This is a genomic window from Alcanivorax sp. IL3 (genome assembly GCF_047495465.1).
Classification (GTDB): Bacteria; Pseudomonadota; Gammaproteobacteria; order Pseudomonadales; family Alcanivoracaceae; genus Alcanivorax; species Alcanivorax jadensis.
The window spans coordinates 1,310,291-1,333,603 of the sequence record NZ_CP179931.1 but is presented as its reverse complement, the minus strand read 5'-3'; the positions used below and the strand labels follow the sequence as shown (position 1 = coordinate 1,333,603).

The window sequence follows — 23,313 nt, the reverse complement described above, 5'->3', positions numbered from 1 at the left end:
AGCTGATTGTCACACTGTGTTGTAGTTGGTTTGTTGTGGCTTTTTCGCCAGACAGCATGCGGTCAATCTCCGTACCGATTGTTACTGTTTTTGCCGGGGTGAGAATGAAATCTCGCCCCCTTGCGCCAGAGCCGGAATGCCTGCCAGTAAATGGCACGCATTGTCGCCACGCCTTGGGCACCGAAGCGGAAGATCACCGACCCCATGTTACCTTTGCCGGCGTCTTTCAGGTCCAGCTGCAGCCCAGCCACAAACACGACCTGATCTTCCTTTCTGTCTTCCAACATTAGGCGCAAACCGGGTAAGGCCACGTGAAGATCCCAGTGGTAATCCAGCGCCATAGGCAGAAAGGGCGACACATGGAAGGCCTTGGGGTGGCTCACCACCCAGCCACCCTGTTCGTTTTTTTGCAGGTTCAGCGGATAGAAATGCCGCTCCCGCCAAGGGGTGTTCTGCACTTCCGCCAGCATACTGTCCGGCTGTTCGCTGTCCCCGGAGAAATGCAGGTAAAGCACCAGAGGATTGAACAGCGTGCCCAGGGTGCGCCACTGGCCCAGCATCACTACCCTGCCCGCCTGCCAATCCAGGCCCAGCTCGACGGCTTTTTCACGCACCTTGTCATTCAGGCTATCCGGGCGCGCATCCACAAAGTCGCTATCGCGAAACACCACCGGCCGCCAGCGCCGGCCCCAGGCCGGATGCCGGGCCAGCATGGCGTCTACTTCCGCCAGATCACACCAGACCATCCACAATGGGTAACGAAACCCATGACGGAACGGCACCAGGCGCTGGTGCCATACCTTGCCCCTTGCTATCGCCTGGGTAATCACGGGGCAGACTCCGGGGACAATGCCCGCACCACGTTCAAGGCCGACACCACGCCGTCTTCATGGAAACCATTACGGCACCAGGCGCCGGCATACCAGGTGCGCCTTTCGCCATTGTCCGCCAGTAGCGTTTCACAGGCTGCCACTGTATCCGGTGTAAACAGGGGATGGGCAAAATGATAGCGGGCAATGATTTTTTCCGGATCAATTTTGTCCGTCGCATTCAGCGTCACGCAGAAAGTTTCCGGTGCCTGGATGCCCTGCAGAATATTCATGTCATAGGTGACCTGTACACGCTCTTGATCGTCATCGAAAAGCAGGGCATTCCAGCTTGACCAGACCCGCTGACGCCGTGGCAGCAAGCGAATATCCGTGTGCAACACCACCTCATTATCCTGATAACCGAGCCGTGACAAGCACTCTGTCTCGCGACTATCCGGGTCGTCGAGCAGCGCCATGGCCTGATCGCTGTGGCAGGCAAGAATCAGCTGATCAAACTCTCGCTGTTCACCATTCACCGTGAGAGTGACACCCTGCTCATGGCGGCGTACCGCACTCACCGCTGAACGGGTGTGAAAACGGGCTGAACATTGCTCCACCAAGGGTTTCACATACTGATTGGAGCCCCCCGGCACCACATACCACTGGGGCCGGTTGGTGAGCGAAAGCAGGCCGTGATTCTGGAAAAAGCGGATAAAGAACTTTGCCGGGAACACTTCCATCTGTTCCAGGGAGCAGGACCAGATGGCACCCCCCATGGCGAGAATATAATCCCGACAGAAACGCTCCCCGTAACCATGCCGGCGCAGGTATTCACCCAGCGGCATTTCCCCCGCCTCAGTGTCCAGCAACCCGGGCGCATTGCGATTAAAACGCAGGATGTCGCCGATAAAGCGCCAGTGGGATGGGCTCAGCAGATTGCGCTTCTGGGCAAAAATCCCGCCGAGGCCATCGCCGGAATATTCCAGTCCGTTGCGCTTATCACTGACGGCAAACCCCATCGCCGTGGGCTGGCCCTGCAAACCCAGCTCATCCAGCAGGCGCAGATAGTTGGGGTAGGTGCGGTCATTGAACACAATGAAGCCCACATCAATGGCGTAGTCACCGTGCTCCCGGCTCACCGGCACGGTACAGGTGTGGCCACCGAGGTAGTCGTTGGCCTCGAAGACGTCCACCTGATGATCTCTGGACAGATACCAGGCGGCGGTGAGGCCGCTGATACCGGCACCGACGATGGCAATACGCTGACTCATGCCTGTTCCTTTCTGCTAGTGGGACTGTGATTACTGTCGTCGTACTGGGCCTTGGCGGCCTTGAAAGCCTCGGTGACCCGCTCGCGCACACCGGCATGGGGCACCACCGGCGGCGGATAGTCGGGCGCCAGTAAAGGCTGTTTCCAGGGCTCGTGGACGGTCTTGTTATCCAGCTCGCGTAATTCCGGCACCCAGCGGGCGACAAACTCGCCCTGCGCATCGAAACGCTGGCTCTGGCGGACAGGGTTGAAGACGCGGAAATACGGCACCGCGTCGGTACCGGAGGACGCACTCCACTGCCAGCCGCCATTGTTGGCGGCAAAATCTCCGTCGATCAGGTGTTGCATGAAAAAACGCTCGCCCATCCGCCAGTCCAGCCACAGATGCTTGCTGAGGAACATGGCCGTGACCATGCGCAGGCGATTATGCATCCAGCCAGTGGCCACCAATTGCCGCATGGCCGCGTCCACCAGCGGGTAGCCGGTGCGACCCTCGCACCAGGCCTGGAACAGGTCAGGGTCTCGGGACCACTGCAGCAACTCGGTTTCCGGCCGAAACGCGCCACCGCGACTGACCCGGGGGAAACGGGCCATGATCTGGCGATAGAAGTCTCGCCAGGCCAGCTCACCAATCCAGCAGGCAGCCCCGTCCCGGGCGCCCGCATCGGCCATGGCCAGAGTCGCCGCCCGGTAGCAACTGGCCGGCGACAGCGTGCCCGCAGAAAGAGCGGCGGACAGGGCACTGGTGGCCGGTTGCGACGGAAAATCCCGATGCTTGCGATAACCGGCCAGATGATGCTCGGTAAAATCATCCAGTTGTTTCAGTGCCGCCGCCTCGCCCGGTTGCCAGTGACGGGTCAGAGAATCAGGCACTGTCAGCTTTTTGAGGGCACGTTCCACCACGCCCTTGCCGACAAAGCAGCCGTTACCGGCGCGAGCTGCAGACAATGTGGCCACCGGTTCGAAGTGGCTCTCGAGCCATACATCCCAGCGTTTTTTGAAGGCGCTGAAAACCGTGTAAGGCGTTCCCTTGCCGGTGTTCAGGGTGCGCGGAGGCACCAGCACGCTGTCATCAAAGCCGGTTATCTGCACCCCCAGCGGCTCCATGGCCTGGGCCACCGCCCGGTCACGGTTCAGTTCGTTAAGTGGGTACTCGCGGCTACATAACAGACGTTCAATGCCGTGCTCCCGCACAAAGTCCGCCAGGAGCCCGGGCACGGCGGCAAAGTCGCCGGCGTCCAGCACATGCAGATCCACACCCCGCTCTGCCAGGGCCTCGCCCAATTCAAGCAGGCTTTGCAGCACATACCAGCGGCGTAGCGGCGCCACATCGTGGCTGTCCCATTGCTGCTCACAGAGAAAATAGACGGCAATAACCGGTTCATCCCGTTCCAGCGCCTGCTGCAAGGCACGGTGTGAGTGGATACGTAGATCGTTGCGATACCAGAGCAGATTCATAAAACGTCTCTATCCCCTTCCAGGGCCAACAATTGTTCCGCCACCGCCTGACGATCCCCGGTGAGCCGGGTCACAGAGGCCGGCGGCGCTTCCAGCAATCTGCCCCAGCAGGCCACGGGCCAGGGCTGGTTCTGTTGCGGCCAGAGCCGCTGGCGCTGGCCGGCAGTAGGCCAGCGATCAATCACCCAGAGCACTCCGCAGGGCTGACGGTCGGCCAGAAGCGCACTCAAGGCATCCACGTCCACATCCCGCTGCAAGCACCACAACGGTCGCTGCAGCACCATGGCCAGCTCCAGAGCCGGCAATACATCCCCCACTGGCACCAGTAGCCAGCCAAATTCCCGGCGCTTGGGTGACAGAGACAGGGAACGGGCGGCCCACTTCTGGGTCAGAACCGCTTCCAGCAAAGCCAGATGAGCAGACAGGGAGGGACTGCCGGCGAGCTGCTCGCGCAGGGGGTCGCTGAGTTCGCGAATGACCTGAGCATGGCTGTAATCGGCCAGGAGGCTGTTGAGCAGTTGCTCCAGACGCCGCCCATTCATGGTCTCCAGCGCCAGTAACGCATCCTGGCGTGCCTGGGCCCAGGGCACACCGTTATCCGCTGACAGCAGCGGCTCCTGCTCCCCTGACAGCAAGGACGCCACCTGGCTGATGGGCACGCCCTTTTCCACCCAATGAACAATGCGCCGGATCTGGTCCACTTCGGCGGATCGGTAACGGCGATGACCCTTGGCGGTCCGCTCCGGCTTCAGCAGGCCATAGCGACGTTCCCAGGCACGCAGGGTGACCGGGTTGACGCCACACTGCTCACTGGCCTGCTGGATGGTCAGCACGTCGCTCATACCCGGTTTCTCAGCCCCAGGTCATCCGGATAAGGCGACAGATAACCCTGCTTTTCCAGATACGGCTGCGGCACCTTGCGCATGCCGCCACGCAGCAAGGTCATGGGCACAATCAGCGGCACTTCCTCGCGCAGGTAGGCCTCAATCTGTTCGTTGATCAACGCCCTGTCAGTATCGCTGAGACCCTCACGCAAAAAACCCGCCAGGTGTTGCAAGGTATTCACATGTGCACCTCGCGATACCCGCTTCTTCATGGCGACCATCAGGGCGTGGATGTATTCCTCGGCGATATCCTCCAGCGGACGACTTTTCAGGTCGCTGAGCAGAGGCCCAAGCTGGCGGTACGTTTTCTGGCAGTGGGCTAACAGCTGGAATTTGTGCCGACTGTGGAAGTCGATCAAACGCCGGGCGGTGAGCCCCTGCTCGCGGAGCTGGCACCAGTCGTCGTAGAGGAACACCCGCTCGATAAAGTTTTCCCGCAGGGTGTCGTCGTTGAGCCTGCCCTCTTCTTCCAGGGGCATGAGCGGATAGTGGGTCTGCAGGGCTGCGGCAAACAGGCCACTGGCATCACGGTGCTGCACATTGCCATCGTCGTTATAGACGCGAATGCGCTCCATGCCGCAACTGGGGGATTTGGCCATCAGGATATAGCCCCGCAACGGCGCCAGAGAGGGCATGGTGCGGGTGATGAAATCCTGCATCAGGTCGGTATAGTCGCGACGCCCATCGGTGGTGATCATCCGCAGCTCTCCGCCTTGCTCGGCAAGATGCATGGCCTTGCGCGGCGCACTGAGGCCCGCCCCCATTTCCGGGCACAGGGAACGAAACTGGAAATAGCGGGACAAAACGCCAGTGCAATAGCGGGAATGCTTGTGCCCCTTGTCGTGACGCACTTCCAAGCCCAGCAAACAGGCGCTGATACCGACCGGGATTGTTGCGGAGCTGTTCATGTGTCACCCCATACCTGTACAAGAAATGATGTTTGTACAAGTTTAGGCCGATGTACAGTCAACAACCCGTGAAACTCCCATTGTCGCCATTTTCCTGCATCGGATCCTGAAGGTGCAATCTCGGGCAGCTATCCTTATACTTCTCAAAAAACTGACCATATGGACAGTGCAATGCGTATTCTTGTGTGCGGCGGGCGGGATTTTTCCGATCAGGCATTACTGGCCCGCAGCCTGGCCCGGCTGCTACGTGACAACACCTTCAGTCTGCTGATCCACGGCAACGCCTCTGGCGCGGATCGACTAGCCAGCCAGTGGGCCCATGACAGCGGTGTAGACCAGGTCAGCTACCCGGCCAACTGGGTAGCCCATGGTCGCGCCGCCGGCCCCATGCGTAACCGGCGCATGCTCCACCATGGCCGCCCCCAGGCGATAGTGGCTTTTCCCGGCGGCCGTGGCACCGCCAATATGATTCAACTGGCCGAAGACGCCGGCCTGCCGGTCTGGCAGCCGGCCCTGGACGGCGAGGATGGCCTGCCCACGCCCCAAGGGCTGGTCGCACGCTGAAGAAAGCCGGTTTCACCACAGAGGGCACGGAGCTCACTGAGGAAAGTGCATGACCTCTGTGGCCTCTGTGGTGAAAATCGGGTTTTGCCGAGACCAAGATGTGTCGACGGGAGAACAAAAGAAGGGAATCGGGACAGGGCTGAAACGAAAAAGGGCCCGCCGTAGGCGAGCCCTTTTAAATTTGGTGGGTCGTGCTGGATTCGAACCAGCGACCAATTGGTTAAAAGCCAACTGCTCTACCAACTGAGCTAACGACCCGCTCCCGAAGGAGGCGCAAATAATACGGATTTATTTCCGGGAGACAAGGGGAAAACCGATTTTTTTTCCCCTTTACTGATAGTTTGTTGGATCTTTGACCAATGCCTCATCAAAGCCTTGCTTGCGAAGGCGGCAACTGTCGCATTTGCCACAGGCATTGCCATTCTCGTCAGCCTGGTAGCAGGACACCGTGAGCCCATAATCCAGCCCCAGGGCCGTGCCCTGCTGGATTATCTGTGCCTTGCTCAAATGCATCAGCGGGGTCTCCACGCTGATCGGAGACCCTTCCACGCCAGCCTTGGTGGCCAGGCTGGCCATGGCCTGGAAGGCTTCAATGAAGGCTGGGCGGCAGTCCGGATACCCGGAATAGTCCACCGCATTAACGCCGATGTAGATCGCTTCGGCTTCCACTACTTCCGCCAGCCCCAGAGCCAGGGAAAGAAAGACGGTGTTACGGGCCGGCACGTAAGTCACCGGAATCCCGTCACCACCCTCTTCCGGCACGTCAATGGAGTGGTCTGTGAGCGCTGAGCCACCGATATTGCCCATGCCCAGCTCGATCACCCGATGGCTGAGCGCCCCCAGGGCAGCGGAGACCCGCTCGGCGGCATCCAGCTCGGACCGAGTCCGCTGACCGTAGTCAAAGGCAATGGTGTGGCACTCGTAGCCCTGATCCCGGGCGATAGCCAGGCAGGTGGCCGAGTCCAGGCCGCCGGACAGCAATACCACGGCTTTTTTCATTGATGGCTCTCCTTCAACCGGTCAACTAGCGCCCGCGGGCGTCATTCCAGAGTAGTTTGTGCAGCTGTAGCTGGAACCGAACCGGCAGGCGGTCTGCCACGATCCAGTCAGCCAGCTCACCCGGTGGCAGCTCCCCCTGCACCGGGGAAAACAACACATCGCTGACCCGCTGGTGCAATTGGTGCTGATCCAGCATAAAACGGGCCCAGTCGTAATCCTTGCGGTCCGCCAGCACAAATTTGACCTGGTGATGAGGCTGAAGCAGAGGAATATTCTCCAGCCGGTTGTTGTGCTGTTCCCCGGAGCCCGGGGCTTTCAGGTCCATGACCACGGAGACTCTCGGATCGACACCCGCTATATCCATGGCGCCACCGGTTTCCAGGCTCACATCAAGGCCTCGATCACACAGGGCAGTCAGCAGCGGCAAGCAATTGGGCTGAGCCAGAGGTTCGCCACCGGTAACCGTCACATAGTGAGCCCCGTGGCTGGCTACCCTTTCCAGAACCGCCTCAAGCGACCATTTTTCCCCACCGGAAAAAGCGTACTCGGTATCGCACCACACGCAACGCTGCGGGCAGCCGGTCAGGCGAACGAATACCGTGGGACGACCCACAGTTCGAGCTTCGCCTTGAAGGGAATAAAAAATTTCGGTCAGACGGAGGTCCACAACATCTCCTGAGTACCCGGGAGGGGGAAATGCGGCGGATTCTATCACTTTTGCCGGCGTCTGTGCCGCCGGCAAAAGACGGATAGAGGGGGATTACTTATTCAGCTGTTCCAGCAGCGTCTTCGCCTGGCTGGCTTCAGAGCTGTCCGGATACTGTTTTATCAGCTTGTGCAGATTGACCTTGGCCTGGGACACCTGCTCGTCACGGGCCTGCATCACCGCCAAGGTATAGAGGCTGGTGGGCGCCTTGCTGTGATCCGGATAGTCATCCACTACCGACTGGAACTGGGCCTGGGCCTTGTCCGGCTTCGGGGTTTTCAGGTTGCTGTAAACCTTGCCAAGCCAGAAGTGGGCGTGGGCACGAAACTGCCCGTTGGGGAAATCGTTCAGGTAACCCTCGAAGGCTTCTGCCGCCGCATCAAAGTCTCGCTTTATCAGCTTGTCCTTGGCGGCACTGTAGGCGTCACGGTCTGCTTCGGGGTCATTGGGCGCCGCACTATCGGCGCTATCATCTGGCTGCTCGGTCTTGCCTTGCTCAGCCAGCGTATTGATTCGGGTATCCAGGTCCAGATAACGCTCACGCTCGGCGTCCTTCATGACCTGTAGTTCATGGCGCAACTCTTCAAGCTGACCCTGTAAATCCTGGATCTGCTCTTCAAACTGTTGTTGCTGCTGCATCAGTAGCAACAAACCATCCTGGCTCATCGGGGCTGCGGCATTGCTGCTACCACCGGATCGTGCCTGGGCCAGACTTCTCTCTTCAACGGCCAGCGGCCCGGTGTTCTGTGCTTGCGCACAGAACACCAGGGAGCCGAGCACTACGCCTGCAAGCAGGCGCGTTCGCTTCACTGCTTTCATGCCTTACGGACGGCCGGCAGTGTAGTTGATTTCTACGCGACGGTTCTTGGCCCAGTCCATTTCGCTGTGACCAAAGGCTGCAGGCTTCTCTTCACCGTAGGAAACGATTTCCAGCTGGGAAGAAGACACGCCCTGAACTCGCAGGAACTTCTCTACCGCCTTGGAACGACGCTCGGACAGAGCCACGTTGTACTCACGGGTACCGCGCTCGTCAGCGTGACCTTCCAGACGCAGTTTGGCGTTGGAGTTGTTCTTCAGGTAGGTAGCGTGGGCACGCAGAGTTTCGAAAGCCGCCGCCGGAACGGTGTTGCTGTCGAATGCGAAGTAGATCACCCGGCTGTCGGTGGTGCCATCGTAGTTGGACGGATGGTTGTAGAAGTTGTCAGCTGTCAGCGGGATGCTGCTGGTGTCCGGCTTGGACGGAGTAGACGGCTCAACCGGAGTTACCGGAGAGGTATCAGTCTGCTGGGACATATCGTCGGTGGCAGAGCTGTCGTCTTCAGTCGGGGTGCTGGAACAGGCTGCCAGGGCAGCTGCCAACATCAGGGCAAACAGCGGGTTAAGAAATGAACGCATGCGTAAAGCTCCTATAATTTCCTAGTATTGGACTCCGAGAATGACTCAGAGGAACGGCGACCAGGCCGGTTCTCTGACTTCCCCTTCCTTCGACGGCAGCTTCACTTTGACTCTGCCATCGATGGATACGGCTTCCAGAACCCCCGTCCCCCGATCTTGCGTCCCGTAAATTACCATACTTCCATTGGGCGCAACACTGGGCGATTCATCCATGTCTGTACGGGTCACAATATTGAATGTGCCCCGCTGGAGGTCCTGCACCCCGACGTTAAAATTTCCGTTTCGTCGGTGTACATAAACAAGATAACGGCCGTCGGGTGTGACATCCGGGCGCGCATTATACGCACCCTGGAACGACACTCGCCGGACCGACTTATCATTTATGTTCAGTTTGTAGATCTGTGGCCCGCCGGAACGGCTGGAGGTGAACACCAGGTGCTCCCCATCCGGCAGCCAGCGCGGCTCCGTATCGATACCATAATGCTGGGTCAGCCGTGTTAACTTTTTAGTGGCGATATCCAGCATGTAAATTTCCGGGTTTCCGTCCCGCGACAAGGTCAGGGCCAGCTTTTGGCCGTCCGGTGACCAGTCCGGGGCACCATTGATACCTCTGAAACTGGACACCTTTTCCCGGTTGGTGGTCGCCAGGTCATGGGTATAGACCCCCGGCATGCCATCATCCTCGAAAGAGACATAAGCAACTTTCCTGCCATCCGGCGCCCAGGTCGGGCTCATGATTGGCTCTTTACTGCGCAGGATAGTCGTTACACGGTGCCCGTCAGCGTCCGCATATTGCAACTGATAAGGGTTTTTGTCATTACGATTATGCGTGACATAGAGAATCTTGGTGGAAAACGCGCCGGGGATACCGGTGAGCTGTTCATAGATCCGGTCACTGATGGCATGGGCCACATCGCGCAGCTGGGACACGGGGGGCCGATAGGTTTCCGACATCAGCTTCACCTGGCGGTTTACGTCGAACAGGGCATAGCTGACCTCGTAACCACCGGTTTCCTGGGCTTTCATGCTGCCGGTGATGATGTACTCCACCCCCAGCACCCGGAAATCCCGGTAGATGACTTCGCTTTCATTACGCGGCCTGCTGAGCATATCTTCCGCCGGTAGCGGCTTGAACTGGCCACTGCGATGGAGATCTGCCTGCACAATCTGTGACACGTCCTCGGGCGCATTCTGTGCCCCCTCAAAGGGCACGACGGCGATGGGGACCGCATCAACACGCCCTTCGGTGACCCGTATCAACAATTCTGCCCGGGCCATCGCAGCGCCAAACACCAGGATGGCCGCCAGACCGATCCGCCACATTTTCTGTGCCCTACATTCCAACTTCATTGTGCAACTCCAGGATCAAATTCGATCACCAGTGAGCGAAACTGTTTATCAAACAGGGGGCCATCAGGCACCGGCAAGGGGCTTGCCAGCTTGACCGCATTCATTACCGATTCATCAAAATCCGGGTAGCCGCTGCTTTTTACCACCGACACGTTAATGACTTCACCGCCAGGAATCATCTGTATACGAACCTGCGTCTTGATGTCATCCCGGTTCCGGTAATTCCCGGGAATACGCCAGCGCTGTCCCACCTGAGCGGAAATGGCATCGGTAAAACTGGCCACTTCCACATCCGACTGATCCGCGTTGCTGGCTGCTTCCTGCGACTCCTGGGGTGATGGCTCCGTCGGCGTTGCCATCTCCAGCTCTTCCTCGGCCAGCATTTCCTCCAGACTCGGCTCCTCAATATCGGGGATAGCCGGTTTGGGATCGGGCTTGGGTTCCGGTTTCGGTTCTGGCTTAGGTGTCGGCTTTTTGGTCGGCTCCGGTTTCGGCTTGGGTTTGGGCTCAGGCTTTTTGGGTTCTGGCTTGGGCTCCGGTTTGGGTTTCGGCTTTGGCTTGGGTTTCGGTTCCGGTTTCGGCGCTGGCTTTTGCTCCGGCTTCGGTTTGCTCACCGGCGCCGTCTTCTGTTTCGACGTCTCCACCATTGTGGCTTTCACATGGGGAGGAATCACCGGCGCCTTGTGCAGAGACGGGTCCGTGCTCCAGCTGAACACCAATAGCCCAAACACCAGCAGGTGAATGAGCAGGGTAAAAAGCAGCGCGGCGCCACGATCACTCATTGCTGCCCTGCGGTTCAGTCACCAGACCCAGCTGAGTAATGCCGGCTTCCTGCAAGGCCCCCATCAACTGGACCACCTTGGCGTAGGCCACCTGGCTATCCCCTTCCACCAGAAACAGAGTGGACGGTTTCTGCTTGTGGATGCGCAGCGCATGACCTTGCACGGTTTCCAGGCTGGCAGACTTGCGGCTGTCGCTACCCACATCAATGTAATAGCTGCCGTCGGCGGTCACCGAAATGATCACCGGCTCATCCTTGTTGGTATCAATGGGCTCGCTGTTGCTGTCAGGCAGATCCACATTGATGCCCTGGGTCATCATCGGCGCCGTGGCCATGAAAATCACCAGCAACACCAGCATCACATCGATGTAGGGCACCACGTTCATCTCGGCAACGAGCTTGCGCGGCACCCTGATCTTCACGCCGCTCATGGCTTATCCCTCGCGTCCGTGAACCTGACGGTGCAGCACCGAGGAAAACTCCTCGGCGAACATTTCGTTTTCAGTGAGCAGGGCATCGCTCTGCGCAGAAAAACGGTTGTAGGCCATCACTGCCGGAATCGCCGCAAACAAGCCAATGGCCGTGGCAATCAACGCCTCCGCAATGCCTGGCGCCACTACGCTGAGAGTCGCCTGCTTGACGTTGGCCAGGGCCATGAAGGAATTCATGATGCCCCACACCGTGCCGAACAGACCCACATAAGGACTGGTGGAACCCACCGTCGCCAGAAAAGGAAGATGCTTGGTCAAGCGGGTCTGCTCACGCTGCAGAGCCACCCGCATGGCACGCTGACTGCCATCCATCACGGCTTCGGCGCCACGGGTGCTCTTGGACAGCCGCACAAACTCCTGGAAGCCGGCGCGAAAGATAGACTCCGGGCCCGCATCCACGTCCGGATCCTTTCGACTCTGGTTGTAGAGTGAAGCCAAATCGTCGCTGGACCAGAATTTCTCTTCGAAAGCACGTCCTGCCTTATGAGCCCGCCCCATTACCCGGAAACGGCTGACAATCATGTACCAGGACGTCAACGACGCCAGTATCAAAAGCACCATGACCAGCTGCACCACAATGGTGGCATTACTGATCAGACTGACGACAGACATACTCGATGCCTCAACCATTGAGCCCTTCTCCTTCGCTGGCGGCTTTGAACTTGTTGTACAGACCCGCCGGTATCCCGGTGGGCCTGAGAGTATCAGCACTGACGCAGGCCACCTTGATCTCAGCCTGACACAGCAGCGTATCGCCTCGGCATACCTGCTGATCGAAAAACAACGTTGCCTTGCCCAGCTGCTTGAGCCGGGCGGTCACTGCCAGTGCATCATCGATGCGGGCCGGCTGACGGTATTCCACATTGGCCGAATGGACCACGAACTGGAAATTTTCATCGGCCAGCACATAGTGCTGATAGCCCAGAGTGCGCAAAAACTCAGTGCGCGCCCTTTCCATGAATTTCAGGTAATTCACGTAATAAACGATGCCACCGGCATCAGTGTCTTCGATGTAGACGCGTACCGGCAGGGTAAATTCCCCATTTCGCGGCTTTTTTTCAATCATTAAACAAATCACCGTCTTTTCGAGGACGCTGTAAGCCGAAATGACGCCAGGCATGGTTGGTGGTGGCGCGTCCACGAGGGGTACGTTGAATAAAGCCCTGCTGGATCAAATAGGGCTCCACCACCTCTTCCAGGGTGCCGGCATCTTCATTAAGAGCCGCCGCCAGTGACTCCAGGCCCACCGGACCACCATCAAATTTGTGCATGATCATGTCGAGCAGACGCCGGTCGGTGCCGTCCAGGCCACAACTATCGACCTCCAGCATATCCAGCGCCCGCTGGGCCATGGCTTCGGTGATACGTCCGTCGCCTTTTACTTCCGCGTAATCACGCACCCGTCGCAACAGCCGGTTGGCGATACGGGGAGTGCCCCGGGCGCGGCGCGCCACTTCCAGAGCGCCGGCATCATCAATGGGAATGGAGAGAATGTCGCAGGCACGAATCACAATCCCGGAGAGATCCTCCACCGAATAGAATTCCAGCCGCTGAACAATGCCGAAGCGATCGCGCAAGGGCGCGGTAAGCAGGCCGGCCCGGGTGGTGGCACCCACCAGAGTGAAGGGCGGCAAATCCAGTTTGATGGAACGGGCCGCCGGCCCCTCGCCGATCATGATATCGAGCTGGTAGTCCTCCATGGCCGGATAGAGGATTTCCTCCACCACCGGTGACAGGCGGTGGATTTCATCCACGAACAGCACATCACCTTCTTCCAGGTTGGTGAGGATGGCGGCCAGATCACCGGCTTTTTCCAGCACAGGGCCGGAAGTAGACTTGAGTTCGCAGCCCATTTCACGGGCGATGATGTGCGCCAGGGTAGTCTTGCCCAGGCCGGGGGGGCCAAAAATCAGGGTATGGTCCAGGGCTTCATGACGGCCACGGGCGGCATCAATGAAGATTTCCATGCGCTCGCGGACTTTTGGCTGGCCTTTGTAATCAGCCAGACTAGCCGGGCGGATAGCCCGGTCCTGCTGCTCTTCACCGGTGCCGACAGCGGCAGCTGAAATCAGACGGTCGTTTTCCATGCTTGCAGTAGAGAAACCCAGCGTTATGAGAATGATTTTGAGCTAGCGTAGACGGATTGTTCCCGGCAGTCACCCGGTGGATGCGAACAGTTGAAAGTTGAAACGCGCTCGAAGCTGCTGCCTCACGAATCAGGCCCCCTTCGCGTTTAACCCGATTTGGTGCGCGGGCACGACATAGCAGCATCTCAAGTGTCGTCCCGCGCCTTTAAACTTTGAACTTTCAACTTGCCTTCACCGCGCCAAGCTTTTCAGCGCCTGCCGGATCAGTTGCTCACTGCTGGCGCCCTCTTCCGCCACCTTGCCAACAGCAGCGGCGGCATCCTTGTTGCGATAACCCAGCGCCTCCAGGGCGGCAATGGCGTCGGAACGGGCATCGTCGGGCTGTGCCAACGACACCTGGCCTGACAGGGAGGTGGGGCCACCATCAATCTTGTCGAGGCGGTCACGCATTTCGATAACCAGTCGTTCAGCGGTTTTCTTGCCGATACCGGGCACCTTCACCAGTGAGGTGGTGTCCTGATCGTGGATGCACTGTGCCAGGCGATCCGCCTCGATGCCGGAGAGAATGGCCAGGGCCATTTTCGGCCCCACGCCGTTGACCTTGATCAGCGCCCGAAACAGCTCGCGCTCATAACGATCGGCAAAACCATAGAGTAACTGGGCATCTTCGCGCACCACGAAATGGGTATACAGGGTCAAAGGCTCACCAGTGTCCGGTAGACCGTAGAAGACGGTCATGGGGGCTTCCACTTCGTAGCCCACCCCGTTCACATCCAGCAGCAGCACTGGCGGGCGTTTCTCGAGCAGGGTTCCGCGCAATTGTCCTATCATGGCTGAATCATCACCGTACTTTTCACCGTATTCGTCCGTTTCTTACCGCGGTAGCGCCGCCCATACGCGCCAGGGACACGCGCATGTGGGCATGACAAAGGGCAATGGCCAGCGCGTCGGCCGCATCTTCCTGGGGGCGTTTTTCCAGGCCGAGCAGGTATTTGACCATTTCCGCCACCTGCCCTTTTTCCGCGCCACCGCGCCCTACCACCGCCTGCTTCACCTGACGGGCAGAATATTCAAACACTGGTAGTGAGGCCTGCATCACCGCCGCAATGGCAGCTCCCCGGGCCTGCCCCAGCTTCAGGGCAGAATCCGCGTTGCGGGCCATGAACACCTTTTCAATACTCACTTCCGCCGGGCCGTATTCCATCACCACCTGATGGATGCCGGTGAAGATCTCGCCCAGGCGAGGAGGAATCTCCTTGTGGGTCGTGGCGATGGTCCCGAAGGCCACCGCCCGACTGCGGTTACCCACCTGCTCCACCAGACCGTAACCGGTGCGCCGGGAGCCCGGGTCGATCCCCAGTAGTAATGCCATAAGCCGCTGACCCGATAATAAAAAGCTGGCCCAGTTTTACCTGACAGCTGTCCATATGTCCAGTTGAAGCAGCTTCTAGCTTCTAGCTTCTAGCTTCTAGCTTCTAGCTTCTAGCTTCTAGCTTCTAGCAGGATTGTGGCCCGGACCGAAAGATGCACAAGCCTGATAACAAAAAACCCCGACGCTGCGGGGTTTTTGTTTTTCTGGTAGCTAGCAGCTAGTAGCTACTCCTCTTCTTCCGCCGGCCAGCTGGCGTTGGTGTAGACGTTCTGCACGTCGTCCAGATCTTCCAGCATGTCGATCATCTTCTGAACGGTTTCGGCGGTGTCCGCATCCATCTCCGCTTCCGTGGAGGGGTGCATGGTCACTTCCGCATCGGCGAACTCCAGCCCGGCTTCGCGCAGGGCATCAACCACGTCACCGAACTGCCTATCCGGGGTGGTGATCACCAGGAAGCTGCCGTCGTCGTTTTCTTCCACGTCCTCGGCACCGGCTTCCAGGGCCACTTCCATCAGCTTGTCTTCGTCCACGCCGCCGGGCTCAAAAAAGATCTCGCCGCGCTTGGTGAACAGGAAAGCCACAGAACCACTGGTGCCCAGATTACCGGCAAACTTGGAGAACGCATGGCGCACCTCGGCCACAGTACGGTTCACGTTGTCGGTCATGGTTTCCACCAGTACCGCCACGCCACCCTTGCCATAGCCTTCGTAGGTGATCTCTTCCATGTTGGCATCATCATCACCACCGGCACCGCGCTTGATCGCCCGGTCGATGGTGTCACGGGTCATGTTCTGACCCAGCGCCTTGTCCACCGCTGCACGCAGGCGTGGGTTATCGGCCGGCTCGCCGCCGCCCATTCTGGCCGCCACGGTGATTTCACGAATCAGCTTGGTAAAGATCTTGCCGCGTTTGGCATCCTGGGCCGCCTTGCGGTGCTTGATATTGGCCCATTTACTGTGTCCTGCCATGGTGTCTCCCGTAATTGCTACGAACAGACCGGCGCGAGCAGGTCGCGCCGCCGGTTGCTATCGAATCAGTTATCGTCCTTGCGAACCTGCACACCCACTTCACGCAGCTGCTTGTTGTCCACCGGGGACGGCGCATTGGTCATGGTGCAGGCTGCGGTCTGGGTTTTCGGGAAGGCAATCACATCCCGGATAGACTCGCTGCCGGTCATCAGCATGACCATGCGATCCAAGCCGAAGGCCAGGCCACCATGTGGCGGCGCGCCGTATTTCAGGCCGTCGAGCAGGAAGCCGAATTTTTCGTCCGCCTCTTCATCGGAAATGCCCAGCGCTTCGAACACGGTACGCTGCATGGCCGGGTTGTGGATACGGATGGAACCGCCACCCAGCTCGGTGCCGTTCAGCACCATGTCATAGGCACGGGACAGCGCCCCTTCCGGGTTGCTTTTCAGCTCTTCCGGGCTGCAGCTGGGCATGGTGAAGGGGTGATGCAGCGCGTAGTACTGGCCGTCATCCTCTTCAAACATGGGGAAATCCACCACCCACAACGGCGCCCAGTCACCCTGTACCAGGTTCAGGTCGTGGCCGACCTTGACGCGCAGCGCCCCCAGGGCTTCGTTGACAATCTTGGCCTTGTCGGCGCCAAAGAAGATCAAGTCGCCGGTCTCGGCACCGGTGCGCTCGAGAATGCCCTGGATTGCCTCTTCGGTCAGGAATTTGAGGATCGGCGACTGCAGGCCTTCCGCCCCCGCAGCCAGGTCGTTGACCTTGATATAGGCCAGCCCCTTGGCGCCGTAGATGCTGACGAACTTGGTATAGCCGTCGATATCCTTGCGCGACAGGCTGCACCCGCCAGGGACTCTCATGGCCGCCACACGCCCTTTCGGATCGTTGGCCGGGCCGGAGAACACCTTGAAATCCACACCGGCCAGCAGGTCGGCGATGTCGATCAGTTCCAGCGGGATACGCAGATCCGGCTTGTCGGAACCAAAACGCTGCATGGCTTCCGAGAACGGCATGCGCGGGAAGTCCGGCAGCTCCACATTGAGCAGCTCCTTGAACACCGAGCGCACCATTCGTTCGGTGATGCCCATGATGTCTTCTTCCTCCACAAAGGAGGCTTCCAGATCGATCTGGGTGAATTCCGGCTGACGATCAGCCCGCAGGTCCTCATCGCGGAAGCACTTGGCGATCTGGTAGTAACGGTCGAAGCCCGCCACCATCAGCAGCTGTTTGAACAACTGCGGGGACTGCGGCAACGCGAAGAAGCTGCCGGGATGGGTGCGGCTCGGCACCAGGTAATCACGGGCGCCTTCGGGGGTAGCACGAGTGAGGATCGGGGTTTCCACATCCATGAAACCTTCGCCTTCCAGGAAGGCGCGAACCACATGGGTCAGACGCGAACGGAACTGGAAGTTGCGCAGCACTTCCGGGCGACGCAGGTCCATGTAGCGGTACTTGAGGCGCACCTCTTCACCGGCAGCGGAGTGGGCATCGAGCTCGAACGGCGGCGTTTCTGCCTCGTTGAGGATGGTCAGTTCCTTGCCCAGCACTTCGATATCGCCAGTGGACATCTTGCTGTTACGCACCGCTTCATCGCGCATGCGCACCCGGCCGGTCAGGCGCACCACGTACTCGCTGCGAACCTTGTCGGCCAGCGCGAAGGCTTCCACGGTATCCGGATCGAACACCACCTGCACCAGACCATTACGGTCTCGCAAGTCGAGGAAAATCACCCCGCCGTGGTCACGGCGGCGACTGACCCAACCGCAAAGCTCAACTGTTTCTCCGTCGTGGGAGGCTCGCAAATCACCGCAATAATGGCTTCGCATGCTTAACATCCGCTTGTATTTCTGAGGGCGCCGCCCGGGGCCGACCGCATCTGTCGGCAGCTCCTGCCCCGGACCGCTGAAAAAGGCGCCACAGTATAGCGATTCCACCGCCCGCGAGCCATGCCGGGGGGCGATTCCCTGCCAAACAGGCCACATCCGCCTCTTTTTTGTTGAAACTCCGTAAAAAATAGTGGTTTGACGGCTTGTGCAGTGAAAATTCATGGCATATAACAGATGCGAACCAAATCAGTGGCCCCCTGAGTTTGCGCAGTCCAGGGGCGTACCTGATCAGGGAAGCAAGACCGGTTCCCCGCCTTTCGGCGGAGACACACATTCTCAGGAAGACACCAAAAAGGGGTAAGTAATCCATGGCTGCAAAGAAAAAGACAGCTGCCAAAGCCACCAGCGCTACTGCGGCTCGCAAGGTTAAAACCATCACCGAACCGATGAACAAAACCCAGATCGTCAACCAGATCAGCGATACCACCGGCCTGACCAAGAAAGACGTCAACGCCGTATTCGATGAGCTGGCAGACATCATGGAAGGTCATCTGAAGAAACGCGGTGCTGGTCAGTTCACCCTGCCGGGCCTGATGAAAATCGTGACCCAGAAGAAACCCGCCACCAAGGCACGCAAGGGCATCAATCCATTCACCGGCGAAGAAACCACTTTCGCCGCCAAGCCGGCCCGCACCATGGTAAAAGTGCGTCCGCTGAAGAAGCTCAAGGACATGGCATCCTGATGCCGCTTGCCACCGCCGGGCTCCTGCCCGGCGGTTGACCTTCTCTCTCCTCCTCTGGCCCCTGGCCACCCCAGCCTCTATAATCCGCGCCCATTGATATCTCGCTGACTGACCCTGGTTGTTTTCTGGCCAACCGCAGCCACCCTAGGCGCCAGCATCAGCCCCGTTCTTCTGTACCGGAATTCAAGGAGCGCGCCCATGGCAGAGCGTAAAGACAAGAAGAAGGTAATCGGCGAGCCGATGACCGACGAACAGATCAAGGTTTTCCTGGATTTCTCCAGCGAGGAGGGTGTGGACGCCGACTTCCACGTCCTTGAGAAGGCCTACCGGGCCTTGCGGGCCGAAGATTTCGGGCGTTTCATCGGGTTCTTCCAGACACAGGGCCGGGATATCAATGCCCGCGATCCCCAGGGCCGTACCCTGCTGACCCATATCGACGATCACCCGAAGTGCAGTGACTATGCTCAGTTGCTGCGTGATGCCGGCGGCACAGGTCCGGATTAAGAGCCTCTACCCCGCCGCCTGACCTTCTGTCGGGCGGCAACCAGCCAGATACATTTTCCAGGAAAAATACATACCCTCAGGAACTTGTTCACCGCCCAAGCCCATGGCATTGTTAAGCCATTACAAGGGCTATCGGGGCCCGGCGACCATGTCGCCTCTAATAACAGGGTATTGAGAGAGCCGGAGACGGCTTTCCTGTTTGGTTTTGTGGCAACTGCCTCCACTGGCATATCGCGACAAAGACGATCACAGGTTGTATTCCAGACCCTGATAAAACACACAACAACAACAAGAGCTGTAAACCATCATGACAGCATATCCTCAACGATTCTGGCATTCCCTGTGTCTGGTCGCGCTTTGCGCAATGAGCTTGCAACTTCATGCGGCACGCGATGACGACTATGACGATGAAATGGATGAAGTCACCGCGGAAGAACTGCAAATGCAGGAGATTCCGGTGGACGAACGCATCTTCCAGGAAAAATGGAACGAGGTTCCCTACAAGAAGAGCTACTTCACCTACACTGACGCGCAGATCCGCGAGAAATGGGACTACCTGATGCGTGGACTCAAGGTGCCCTACCCCTCCGCAGACTACATGCGTGCCCAGTTCAAGAAATACCCGTTCATGTCTGAAGACATCCAGAACTGGGATGGCAAGGACTATGAAGAACTTGAGCGCCGCTACCTGGCCGTATACAGGATGTTCTTTTCCGGTGATTTCCAGCAAGCTCGCGAAGAAGGGCTGAAACTGGGAGCAATCGGCAAGATTCCTTCCCTGTTCTCCCAGCTGATGTATGCGATCTATCTGGCGGACCGTCAAAGCACCAAATACATGATGTTGCAGGACGTGGCTAACCAGGCGGAGGAATACTTCGATGAGATGAAAGCAGCCGAGGGTGATGCAGAAGTGGCCCCGATAGTGGCTACTGTAAAACTGGGTTACGCCTACGCCATCGCCCGTATCGCCGAAGAATCCCCGGTGCCAGTCGTAGTGGCTCGCCGCTATATCGGCAAGATCAAGAACAGCGCCGAAGAAGTGGTGGAAGTGATGCCGGAACAGCCTCTGGCACACGCCTTCCGCGCTGGCGTCGATGCCGGCATCATGCGTCGAGTCGGGAAATTCACCGGCCGCATGACCTACGGTGCCCGCACCACCACGGTGGAAGACTCCTTCGCCGAAGCACTGGAAATGGCCGGCGACATTCCGATTGTTAACTATGAGTACGCCAATGCGTTGATCTACATGAACCGCAAGCGCGACCTCAACGAGGCAATCAGCTACCTGGAAAAGGCCATGAAGATCCGTCCCGAGTTCTCCATGGATGCCCTGGACGTGATGTATTCCTACAAACGCCTGCAGGAAGTACGACTTTATGCCCTCAACTTCCGCAGCTTCCGCAAGTTTGAAAAGCTGCGCCGCAAGTTCAGCAAGCAGACTGACCGCAACCTGACCAGCATCATCAGCGACCCGCTGAGCATGGACATGCTGAATAACCCGGAAAAATATGTCCTCCCTGAGCGCGGCTGATGTCACTCTATGAGGATAAGCTGTTCCCGGTATTACTGGATTGGGCAACCCGTCCGGTTTACCGGGACCGCGCCCGGATAGTCGGCCAGGCGCAGGGACGCATTCTGGAGCTGGGTGTGGGTACCGGCAGCAACTTTGCCTTTTATGGCGATTCCGCCACCGAAATCCACGGTATCGAACCGGTCGAAGCAATGCTGGATATTGCTCGGGAAGCCGCCGACCAGTGCCCTCACCCGGACCGTTTTGTCCTGCGCACCGGCGATGCCCAGCAACTGCCCTACCCCGACCACCATTTTGATACGGTGATAGCCTGCTTGGTGTTCTGCACCATTCCTGATCCCCGACAAGCCGCAGCAGAAGCCTTTAGGGTACTTAAACCCGGAGGCACCCTGTTGGCGCTTGAGCATGTCCTCAGCGACCGACGCTGGGTACAGCGCGTGCAAAAGGGCATGAACCCGGTCTGGAAACACCTGGCCTGTGGCTGCCAACTCACCCGCGACACCGCCAGCATCTTCCGCGAGGCAGGCTTTCGCTTAAACAAGGCCTCACACCGCCGCCACTCCAAGCTGCCAGCCTTTGCCGGAGAATTGCTGGATGGGGCCTTATTACGACCTTAAAAAAATCAACGGCAAGCCTCAAGCTACAAAACGAATCAGGGCAGTGAAAACTGAAGTGTGTCTGCGCCGCGCCGGACGGCACTCTTGCATATGTTGCTTTTGCGATGGGTGGAGCGCGAAGGCAAACGTTTACCTATGTGCTCTCTGCCATCTCGCGTTGTAGCTTGTAGCTTGTAGCTACCCAACTGGGACAAACTGCCACACCCACCCGCGCCGCTTTCCCTTTACAATACCCCCATGGATACCCGCCCCCCCTTACTGAACTGGCGCCTGCGGCTAATCTGGCTACGCAGCCTGCTGGTGCTAATCATTACCCTTGCCCTAATGGTGCTGCAAAGCCAGGGGCATAGCGGCTATCGTCTCAATGAACTGGGCTGGCTGGCGGCGCTCTTATTGCCCAGCCTTCTCACGCTGTTGTCTCACCGCGTGAACCATCAGCGCCACGCACCACTACTGACGCTGGAACTGGCCCTGGACACGATCCTGTTCACCGGCCTGATCCAAGGCTTCGGCGGTGCCGGCAACCCGTTGTCGTTCTATCTGCTGGTGCCTGCCCTGCTGGCTTCACTGACCCTGCCACTGAAAAACGGCATGCTGGTGGCGGCACTGGCGCTGGGCGGCTACATGATCTCCATGAGCTGGTATCAGATGCCGGCCATGGATAGTCCTCTCCATGCTCTCAGCCACCAGCTCAGCGGCTTGCATGGCATCGGCATGGCTGCCGTTTTCATTGCCCTTCTGGTCATGCTGACCCTGCTGGGCCAGGTGATTCAGCGCCTGATGCGCCAACAGCAGCGCCAGCAGGAACAGGCCATTGATCTGGCCGGTCGCCGTGAGCACATGTATCAGATTGCCGCCACCCTGGCCGACCAGGCCCACGAACTGAATACGCCACTGGGCACCCTGGTGATGCTGGCCGACAACCTGCTGCATGCACCACAGCTGCCAGACGCCCTCCGCGATGACGTCTCCCAGATGGAACAACTGGCCCGTAATGTGGCCCAGCGACTGAAACAGGGCAATGAAGCTCAGCTGCCGGAATACCTGCCCATCAGTGAGTTGCTGGAAAAGCTACAACAGCAACTTCGTCATCTGGCGCCCACCCTGTCGTTCAGCCAGCAATTGGATAGCGACCCCTGCGTCGCCGACACGGAGGGCTGGTTTCGGGTGCTGTGTAATCTCGGTTACAACGCCATGGACGCTGGCGCCACCCGGCTGGCCATCACCCTGCAGGCTCAGGGACAGCATTACCGGCTACAGGTCAGCGATGACGGTCCCGGCCATGCCGCATCGGAACGGGAAGGCATGGGGATCGGCCTGACCCTGGTCAGCACCACGCTGCAACAGTTGGGCGCCAGCCTGGAGATGGAATTCGGCCCGCGCTGGACCCAGGCACGCATGGACTGGCCAAAGCTAACGGAGCCAACGGCATGAGCGAGCGCCAACTGCTGCTGGTGGAGGACGACGAACCTTTGGCCAAACAGACCGCCCGCGCCCTGGAACTCCGGGGCAACCGGGTAACCGTGGCCCATAATGCCGAACAGGCGCTGGCGCAGCTGGCCGGCCTGCAACATCTTGATGGCGCCATCCTTGACCAGAACCTGGGCAACGACAACGGCCTGGACCTGATCGAACCTGTCCTTGAACATTTCCCGGCTTGCCGGGTCATCCTGCTCACCGGCTATGGCAGTATTACTGCAGCAGTGGCAGCCACACACCGTGGTGCCCGCAACTATCTCACCAAACCCGCCAGCCCCGCTGACATCTTGCTGGCGCTGGATGCAGATCCGACCAATCCGACCCTGCCTCTACCCGCCACGCCGCCTTCCTTGCAACGGCTGGAGTGGGAGCATATCCAGCGCACCCTGGATGCCCATGATGGCAACATCTCCCGTGCCGCCGACGCGCTGGGCATTCACCGCCGCACCTTGCAACGACGGCTGAAAAAACGTCCCAGCGCCAGTGACTACCAACGCGACAAGCACTTTCGCGAAGACTGACTGTCGCAACTTGCCTTACACTGTTGTACAAGTGACAACTTACCTTC

General features: G+C 58.9%; 26 protein-coding genes and 1 tRNA gene. 7 read left to right on the top strand and 20 right to left on the bottom strand.

What is annotated here, in order from left to right; all coding sequences use genetic code 11:
• Window positions 1–62: 62 nt before the first annotated feature.
• Genes ACMG4M_RS06290 through ACMG4M_RS06270 form a run of 5 tightly spaced genes read right to left on the bottom strand, consistent with a single transcriptional unit; the run spans window position 63 to window position 5,329 of the window.
• Entirely contained in the window at window positions 63–830 is a 768-nt protein-coding gene (locus ACMG4M_RS06290) for a DUF1365 domain-containing protein (protein ID WP_414430951.1), read from the bottom strand.
• Window positions 827–2,080 (bottom strand): NAD(P)/FAD-dependent oxidoreductase, encoded by a 1,254-nt coding sequence (locus ACMG4M_RS06285; RefSeq protein ID WP_414430950.1) that lies wholly within the window; start codon window positions 2,078–2,080, stop codon window positions 827–829. The genes ACMG4M_RS06290 and ACMG4M_RS06285 overlap by 4 nt, the downstream gene beginning before the upstream one ends.
• The gene (locus ACMG4M_RS06280) at window positions 2,077–3,537 is read right to left on the bottom strand and encodes a cryptochrome/photolyase family protein (RefSeq protein WP_414430949.1); all 1,461 of its coding nucleotides are present in this window, start codon (window positions 3,535–3,537) and stop codon (window positions 2,077–2,079) included. Before ACMG4M_RS06280 ends, ACMG4M_RS06285 begins: the two co-directional genes overlap by 4 nt.
• A complete protein-coding gene (locus ACMG4M_RS06275) occupies window positions 3,534–4,379 on the bottom strand; it encodes a MerR family transcriptional regulator (RefSeq protein WP_272962438.1) in 846 nt (281 codons plus the stop codon). Before ACMG4M_RS06275 ends, ACMG4M_RS06280 begins: the two co-directional genes overlap by 4 nt.
• Window positions 4,376–5,329 (bottom strand): YbgA family protein, encoded by a 954-nt coding sequence (locus tag ACMG4M_RS06270; protein WP_414430948.1) that lies wholly within the window; start codon window positions 5,327–5,329, stop codon window positions 4,376–4,378. Before ACMG4M_RS06270 ends, ACMG4M_RS06275 begins: the two co-directional genes overlap by 4 nt.
• A gap of 171 nt (window positions 5,330–5,500) precedes the next feature.
• On the opposite strand from ACMG4M_RS06270, the gene ACMG4M_RS06265 reads away from it, so the two are divergent.
• Window positions 5,501–5,893 carry a DUF2493 domain-containing protein gene (locus ACMG4M_RS06265; protein ID WP_272962436.1) on the top strand — a complete coding sequence of 131 codons (393 nt, stop codon included), beginning with the start codon at window positions 5,501–5,503 and terminating at the stop codon, window positions 5,891–5,893.
• 182 nt (window positions 5,894–6,075) lie between these two features.
• Here the strand turns inward: ACMG4M_RS06265 and ACMG4M_RS06260 are convergent.
• The 15 genes from ACMG4M_RS06260 to aspS all read right to left on the bottom strand — a co-directional run bounded on the left by ACMG4M_RS06260 (window position 6,076) and on the right by aspS (window position 17,871).
• A tRNA-Lys gene (locus tag ACMG4M_RS06260) sits at window positions 6,076–6,151 on the bottom strand.
• Between the two features lie 72 nt (window positions 6,152–6,223).
• Entirely contained in the window at window positions 6,224–6,892 is a 669-nt protein-coding gene (queC, locus tag ACMG4M_RS06255; protein WP_035248824.1) for a 7-cyano-7-deazaguanine synthase QueC, read from the bottom strand.
• A 25-nt stretch (window positions 6,893–6,917) separates the two neighbouring features.
• On the bottom strand, window positions 6,918–7,559 hold the full coding sequence (queE, locus tag ACMG4M_RS06250) for a 7-carboxy-7-deazaguanine synthase QueE (protein WP_414430947.1): 642 nt from the start codon (window positions 7,557–7,559) through the stop codon (window positions 6,918–6,920).
• A 93-nt stretch (window positions 7,560–7,652) separates the two neighbouring features.
• Window positions 7,653–8,417 carry a tol-pal system protein YbgF gene (gene ybgF / locus ACMG4M_RS06245; RefSeq protein WP_414430946.1) on the bottom strand — a complete coding sequence of 255 codons (765 nt, stop codon included), beginning with the start codon at window positions 8,415–8,417 and terminating at the stop codon, window positions 7,653–7,655.
• A gap of 3 nt (window positions 8,418–8,420) precedes the next feature.
• Window positions 8,421–8,993: a peptidoglycan-associated lipoprotein Pal gene (pal, locus tag ACMG4M_RS06240; protein ID WP_035248831.1), complete on the bottom strand. Its 573-nt coding sequence runs from the start codon at window positions 8,991–8,993 to the stop codon at window positions 8,421–8,423.
• A 45-nt stretch (window positions 8,994–9,038) separates the two neighbouring features.
• The gene (gene tolB, locus ACMG4M_RS06235) at window positions 9,039–10,316 is read right to left on the bottom strand and encodes a Tol-Pal system beta propeller repeat protein TolB (RefSeq protein WP_414431120.1); all 1,278 of its coding nucleotides are present in this window, start codon (window positions 10,314–10,316) and stop codon (window positions 9,039–9,041) included.
• Window positions 10,317–10,339: 23 nt separating this feature from the next.
• Window positions 10,340–11,125: a cell envelope integrity protein TolA gene (locus tag ACMG4M_RS06230; RefSeq protein ID WP_414430945.1), complete on the bottom strand. Its 786-nt coding sequence runs from the start codon at window positions 11,123–11,125 to the stop codon at window positions 10,340–10,342.
• Complete coding sequence (gene tolR, locus ACMG4M_RS06225; protein ID WP_035248838.1) at window positions 11,118–11,555, bottom strand: protein TolR; 438 nt, start codon at window positions 11,553–11,555, stop codon at window positions 11,118–11,120. Before tolR ends, ACMG4M_RS06230 begins: the two co-directional genes overlap by 8 nt.
• A gap of 3 nt (window positions 11,556–11,558) precedes the next feature.
• Window positions 11,559–12,245 (bottom strand): protein TolQ, encoded by a 687-nt coding sequence (gene tolQ / locus ACMG4M_RS06220; protein ID WP_035248839.1) that lies wholly within the window; start codon window positions 12,243–12,245, stop codon window positions 11,559–11,561.
• Window positions 12,238–12,681 carry a tol-pal system-associated acyl-CoA thioesterase gene (gene ybgC / locus ACMG4M_RS06215; RefSeq protein WP_035248841.1) on the bottom strand — a complete coding sequence of 148 codons (444 nt, stop codon included), beginning with the start codon at window positions 12,679–12,681 and terminating at the stop codon, window positions 12,238–12,240. The genes tolQ and ybgC overlap by 8 nt, the downstream gene beginning before the upstream one ends.
• Window positions 12,674–13,702 carry a Holliday junction branch migration DNA helicase RuvB gene (gene ruvB / locus ACMG4M_RS06210; RefSeq protein ID WP_297768402.1) on the bottom strand — a complete coding sequence of 343 codons (1,029 nt, stop codon included), beginning with the start codon at window positions 13,700–13,702 and terminating at the stop codon, window positions 12,674–12,676. Before ruvB ends, ybgC begins: the two co-directional genes overlap by 8 nt.
• 231 nt (window positions 13,703–13,933) lie before the next feature.
• Complete coding sequence (gene ruvA, locus ACMG4M_RS06205; RefSeq protein WP_414430944.1) at window positions 13,934–14,533, bottom strand: Holliday junction branch migration protein RuvA; 600 nt, start codon at window positions 14,531–14,533, stop codon at window positions 13,934–13,936.
• Window positions 14,534–14,555: 22 nt separating this feature from the next.
• The gene (gene ruvC / locus ACMG4M_RS06200; RefSeq protein ID WP_035249006.1) at window positions 14,556–15,074 is read right to left on the bottom strand and encodes a crossover junction endodeoxyribonuclease RuvC; all 519 of its coding nucleotides are present in this window, start codon (window positions 15,072–15,074) and stop codon (window positions 14,556–14,558) included.
• Window positions 15,075–15,298: 224 nt separating this feature from the next.
• Complete coding sequence (locus ACMG4M_RS06195; RefSeq protein WP_349380069.1) at window positions 15,299–16,042, bottom strand: YebC/PmpR family DNA-binding transcriptional regulator; 744 nt, start codon at window positions 16,040–16,042, stop codon at window positions 15,299–15,301.
• A gap of 65 nt (window positions 16,043–16,107) precedes the next feature.
• A complete protein-coding gene (gene aspS / locus ACMG4M_RS06190) occupies window positions 16,108–17,871 on the bottom strand; it encodes an aspartate--tRNA ligase (protein WP_272962430.1) in 1,764 nt (587 codons plus the stop codon).
• A gap of 368 nt (window positions 17,872–18,239) precedes the next feature.
• Between aspS and ACMG4M_RS06185 the strand changes: the two genes are divergently transcribed.
• The 6 genes from ACMG4M_RS06185 to ACMG4M_RS06160 all read left to right on the top strand — a co-directional run bounded on the left by ACMG4M_RS06185 (window position 18,240) and on the right by ACMG4M_RS06160 (window position 23,266).
• On the top strand, window positions 18,240–18,614 hold the full coding sequence (locus tag ACMG4M_RS06185; protein WP_035248851.1) for an HU family DNA-binding protein: 375 nt from the start codon (window positions 18,240–18,242) through the stop codon (window positions 18,612–18,614).
• 198 nt (window positions 18,615–18,812) lie between these two features.
• Entirely contained in the window at window positions 18,813–19,118 is a 306-nt protein-coding gene (locus ACMG4M_RS06180; RefSeq protein WP_035248853.1) for a PA4642 family protein, read from the top strand.
• Between the two features lie 307 nt (window positions 19,119–19,425).
• Window positions 19,426–20,649, top strand: coding sequence for a hypothetical protein (locus tag ACMG4M_RS06175; RefSeq protein WP_035248855.1), 1,224 nt, complete (start codon window positions 19,426–19,428; stop codon window positions 20,647–20,649).
• A complete protein-coding gene (locus ACMG4M_RS06170; protein ID WP_414430943.1) occupies window positions 20,649–21,266 on the top strand; it encodes a class I SAM-dependent methyltransferase in 618 nt (205 codons plus the stop codon). The genes ACMG4M_RS06175 and ACMG4M_RS06170 overlap by 1 nt, the downstream gene beginning before the upstream one ends.
• Before the next feature lie 237 nt (window positions 21,267–21,503).
• Window positions 21,504–22,700, top strand: a complete 1,197-nt coding sequence (locus ACMG4M_RS06165) for an ATP-binding protein (RefSeq protein WP_414430942.1) — start codon at window positions 21,504–21,506, stop codon at window positions 22,698–22,700.
• Window positions 22,697–23,266, top strand: coding sequence for a response regulator transcription factor (locus ACMG4M_RS06160; RefSeq protein ID WP_035248863.1), 570 nt, complete (start codon window positions 22,697–22,699; stop codon window positions 23,264–23,266). The genes ACMG4M_RS06165 and ACMG4M_RS06160 overlap by 4 nt, the downstream gene beginning before the upstream one ends.
• Window positions 23,267–23,313: the final 47 nt, after the last annotated feature.

Coding starts and splice junctions, on each gene's coding strand:
- ACMG4M_RS06270 (WP_414430948.1), bottom strand. CDS start 5,329: ATGAACAGCTCCGCAACAATCCCGGTCGGTATCAGCGCCTGTTTGCTG.
- ACMG4M_RS06265 (WP_272962436.1), top strand. CDS start 5,501: ATGCGTATTCTTGTGTGCGGCGGGCGGGATTTTTCCGATCAGGCATTA.
- ACMG4M_RS06175 (WP_035248855.1), top strand. CDS start 19,426: ATGACAGCATATCCTCAACGATTCTGGCATTCCCTGTGTCTGGTCGCG.
- ACMG4M_RS06280 (WP_414430949.1), bottom strand. CDS start 3,537: ATGAATCTGCTCTGGTATCGCAACGATCTACGTATCCACTCACACCGT.
- ACMG4M_RS06285 (WP_414430950.1), bottom strand. CDS start 2,080: ATGAGTCAGCGTATTGCCATCGTCGGTGCCGGTATCAGCGGCCTCACC.
- ruvC (WP_035249006.1), bottom strand. CDS start 15,074: ATGGCATTACTACTGGGGATCGACCCGGGCTCCCGGCGCACCGGTTAC.
- queC (WP_035248824.1), bottom strand. CDS start 6,892: ATGAAAAAAGCCGTGGTATTGCTGTCCGGCGGCCTGGACTCGGCCACC.
- ACMG4M_RS06160 (WP_035248863.1), top strand. CDS start 22,697: ATGAGCGAGCGCCAACTGCTGCTGGTGGAGGACGACGAACCTTTGGCC.
- ACMG4M_RS06185 (WP_035248851.1), top strand. CDS start 18,240: ATGGCTGCAAAGAAAAAGACAGCTGCCAAAGCCACCAGCGCTACTGCG.
- ACMG4M_RS06180 (WP_035248853.1), top strand. CDS start 18,813: ATGGCAGAGCGTAAAGACAAGAAGAAGGTAATCGGCGAGCCGATGACC.
- ACMG4M_RS06230 (WP_414430945.1), bottom strand. CDS start 11,125: ATGAGTGATCGTGGCGCCGCGCTGCTTTTTACCCTGCTCATTCACCTG.
- ACMG4M_RS06195 (WP_349380069.1), bottom strand. CDS start 16,042: ATGGCAGGACACAGTAAATGGGCCAATATCAAGCACCGCAAGGCGGCC.
- ybgC (WP_035248841.1), bottom strand. CDS start 12,681: ATGATTGAAAAAAAGCCGCGAAATGGGGAATTTACCCTGCCGGTACGC.
- tolB (WP_414431120.1), bottom strand. CDS start 10,316: ATGTGGCGGATCGGTCTGGCGGCCATCCTGGTGTTTGGCGCTGCGATG.
- aspS (WP_272962430.1), bottom strand. CDS start 17,871: ATGCGAAGCCATTATTGCGGTGATTTGCGAGCCTCCCACGACGGAGAA.
- tolQ (WP_035248839.1), bottom strand. CDS start 12,245: ATGGTTGAGGCATCGAGTATGTCTGTCGTCAGTCTGATCAGTAATGCC.
- ACMG4M_RS06165 (WP_414430942.1), top strand. CDS start 21,504: ATGGATACCCGCCCCCCCTTACTGAACTGGCGCCTGCGGCTAATCTGG.
- ruvA (WP_414430944.1), bottom strand. CDS start 14,533: ATGATAGGACAATTGCGCGGAACCCTGCTCGAGAAACGCCCGCCAGTG.
- tolR (WP_035248838.1), bottom strand. CDS start 11,555: ATGAGCGGCGTGAAGATCAGGGTGCCGCGCAAGCTCGTTGCCGAGATG.
- pal (WP_035248831.1), bottom strand. CDS start 8,993: ATGCGTTCATTTCTTAACCCGCTGTTTGCCCTGATGTTGGCAGCTGCC.
- ACMG4M_RS06275 (WP_272962438.1), bottom strand. CDS start 4,379: ATGAGCGACGTGCTGACCATCCAGCAGGCCAGTGAGCAGTGTGGCGTC.
- ybgF (WP_414430946.1), bottom strand. CDS start 8,417: ATGAAAGCAGTGAAGCGAACGCGCCTGCTTGCAGGCGTAGTGCTCGGC.
- ACMG4M_RS06170 (WP_414430943.1), top strand. CDS start 20,649: ATGTCACTCTATGAGGATAAGCTGTTCCCGGTATTACTGGATTGGGCA.
- ruvB (WP_297768402.1), bottom strand. CDS start 13,702: ATGGAAAACGACCGTCTGATTTCAGCTGCCGCTGTCGGCACCGGTGAA.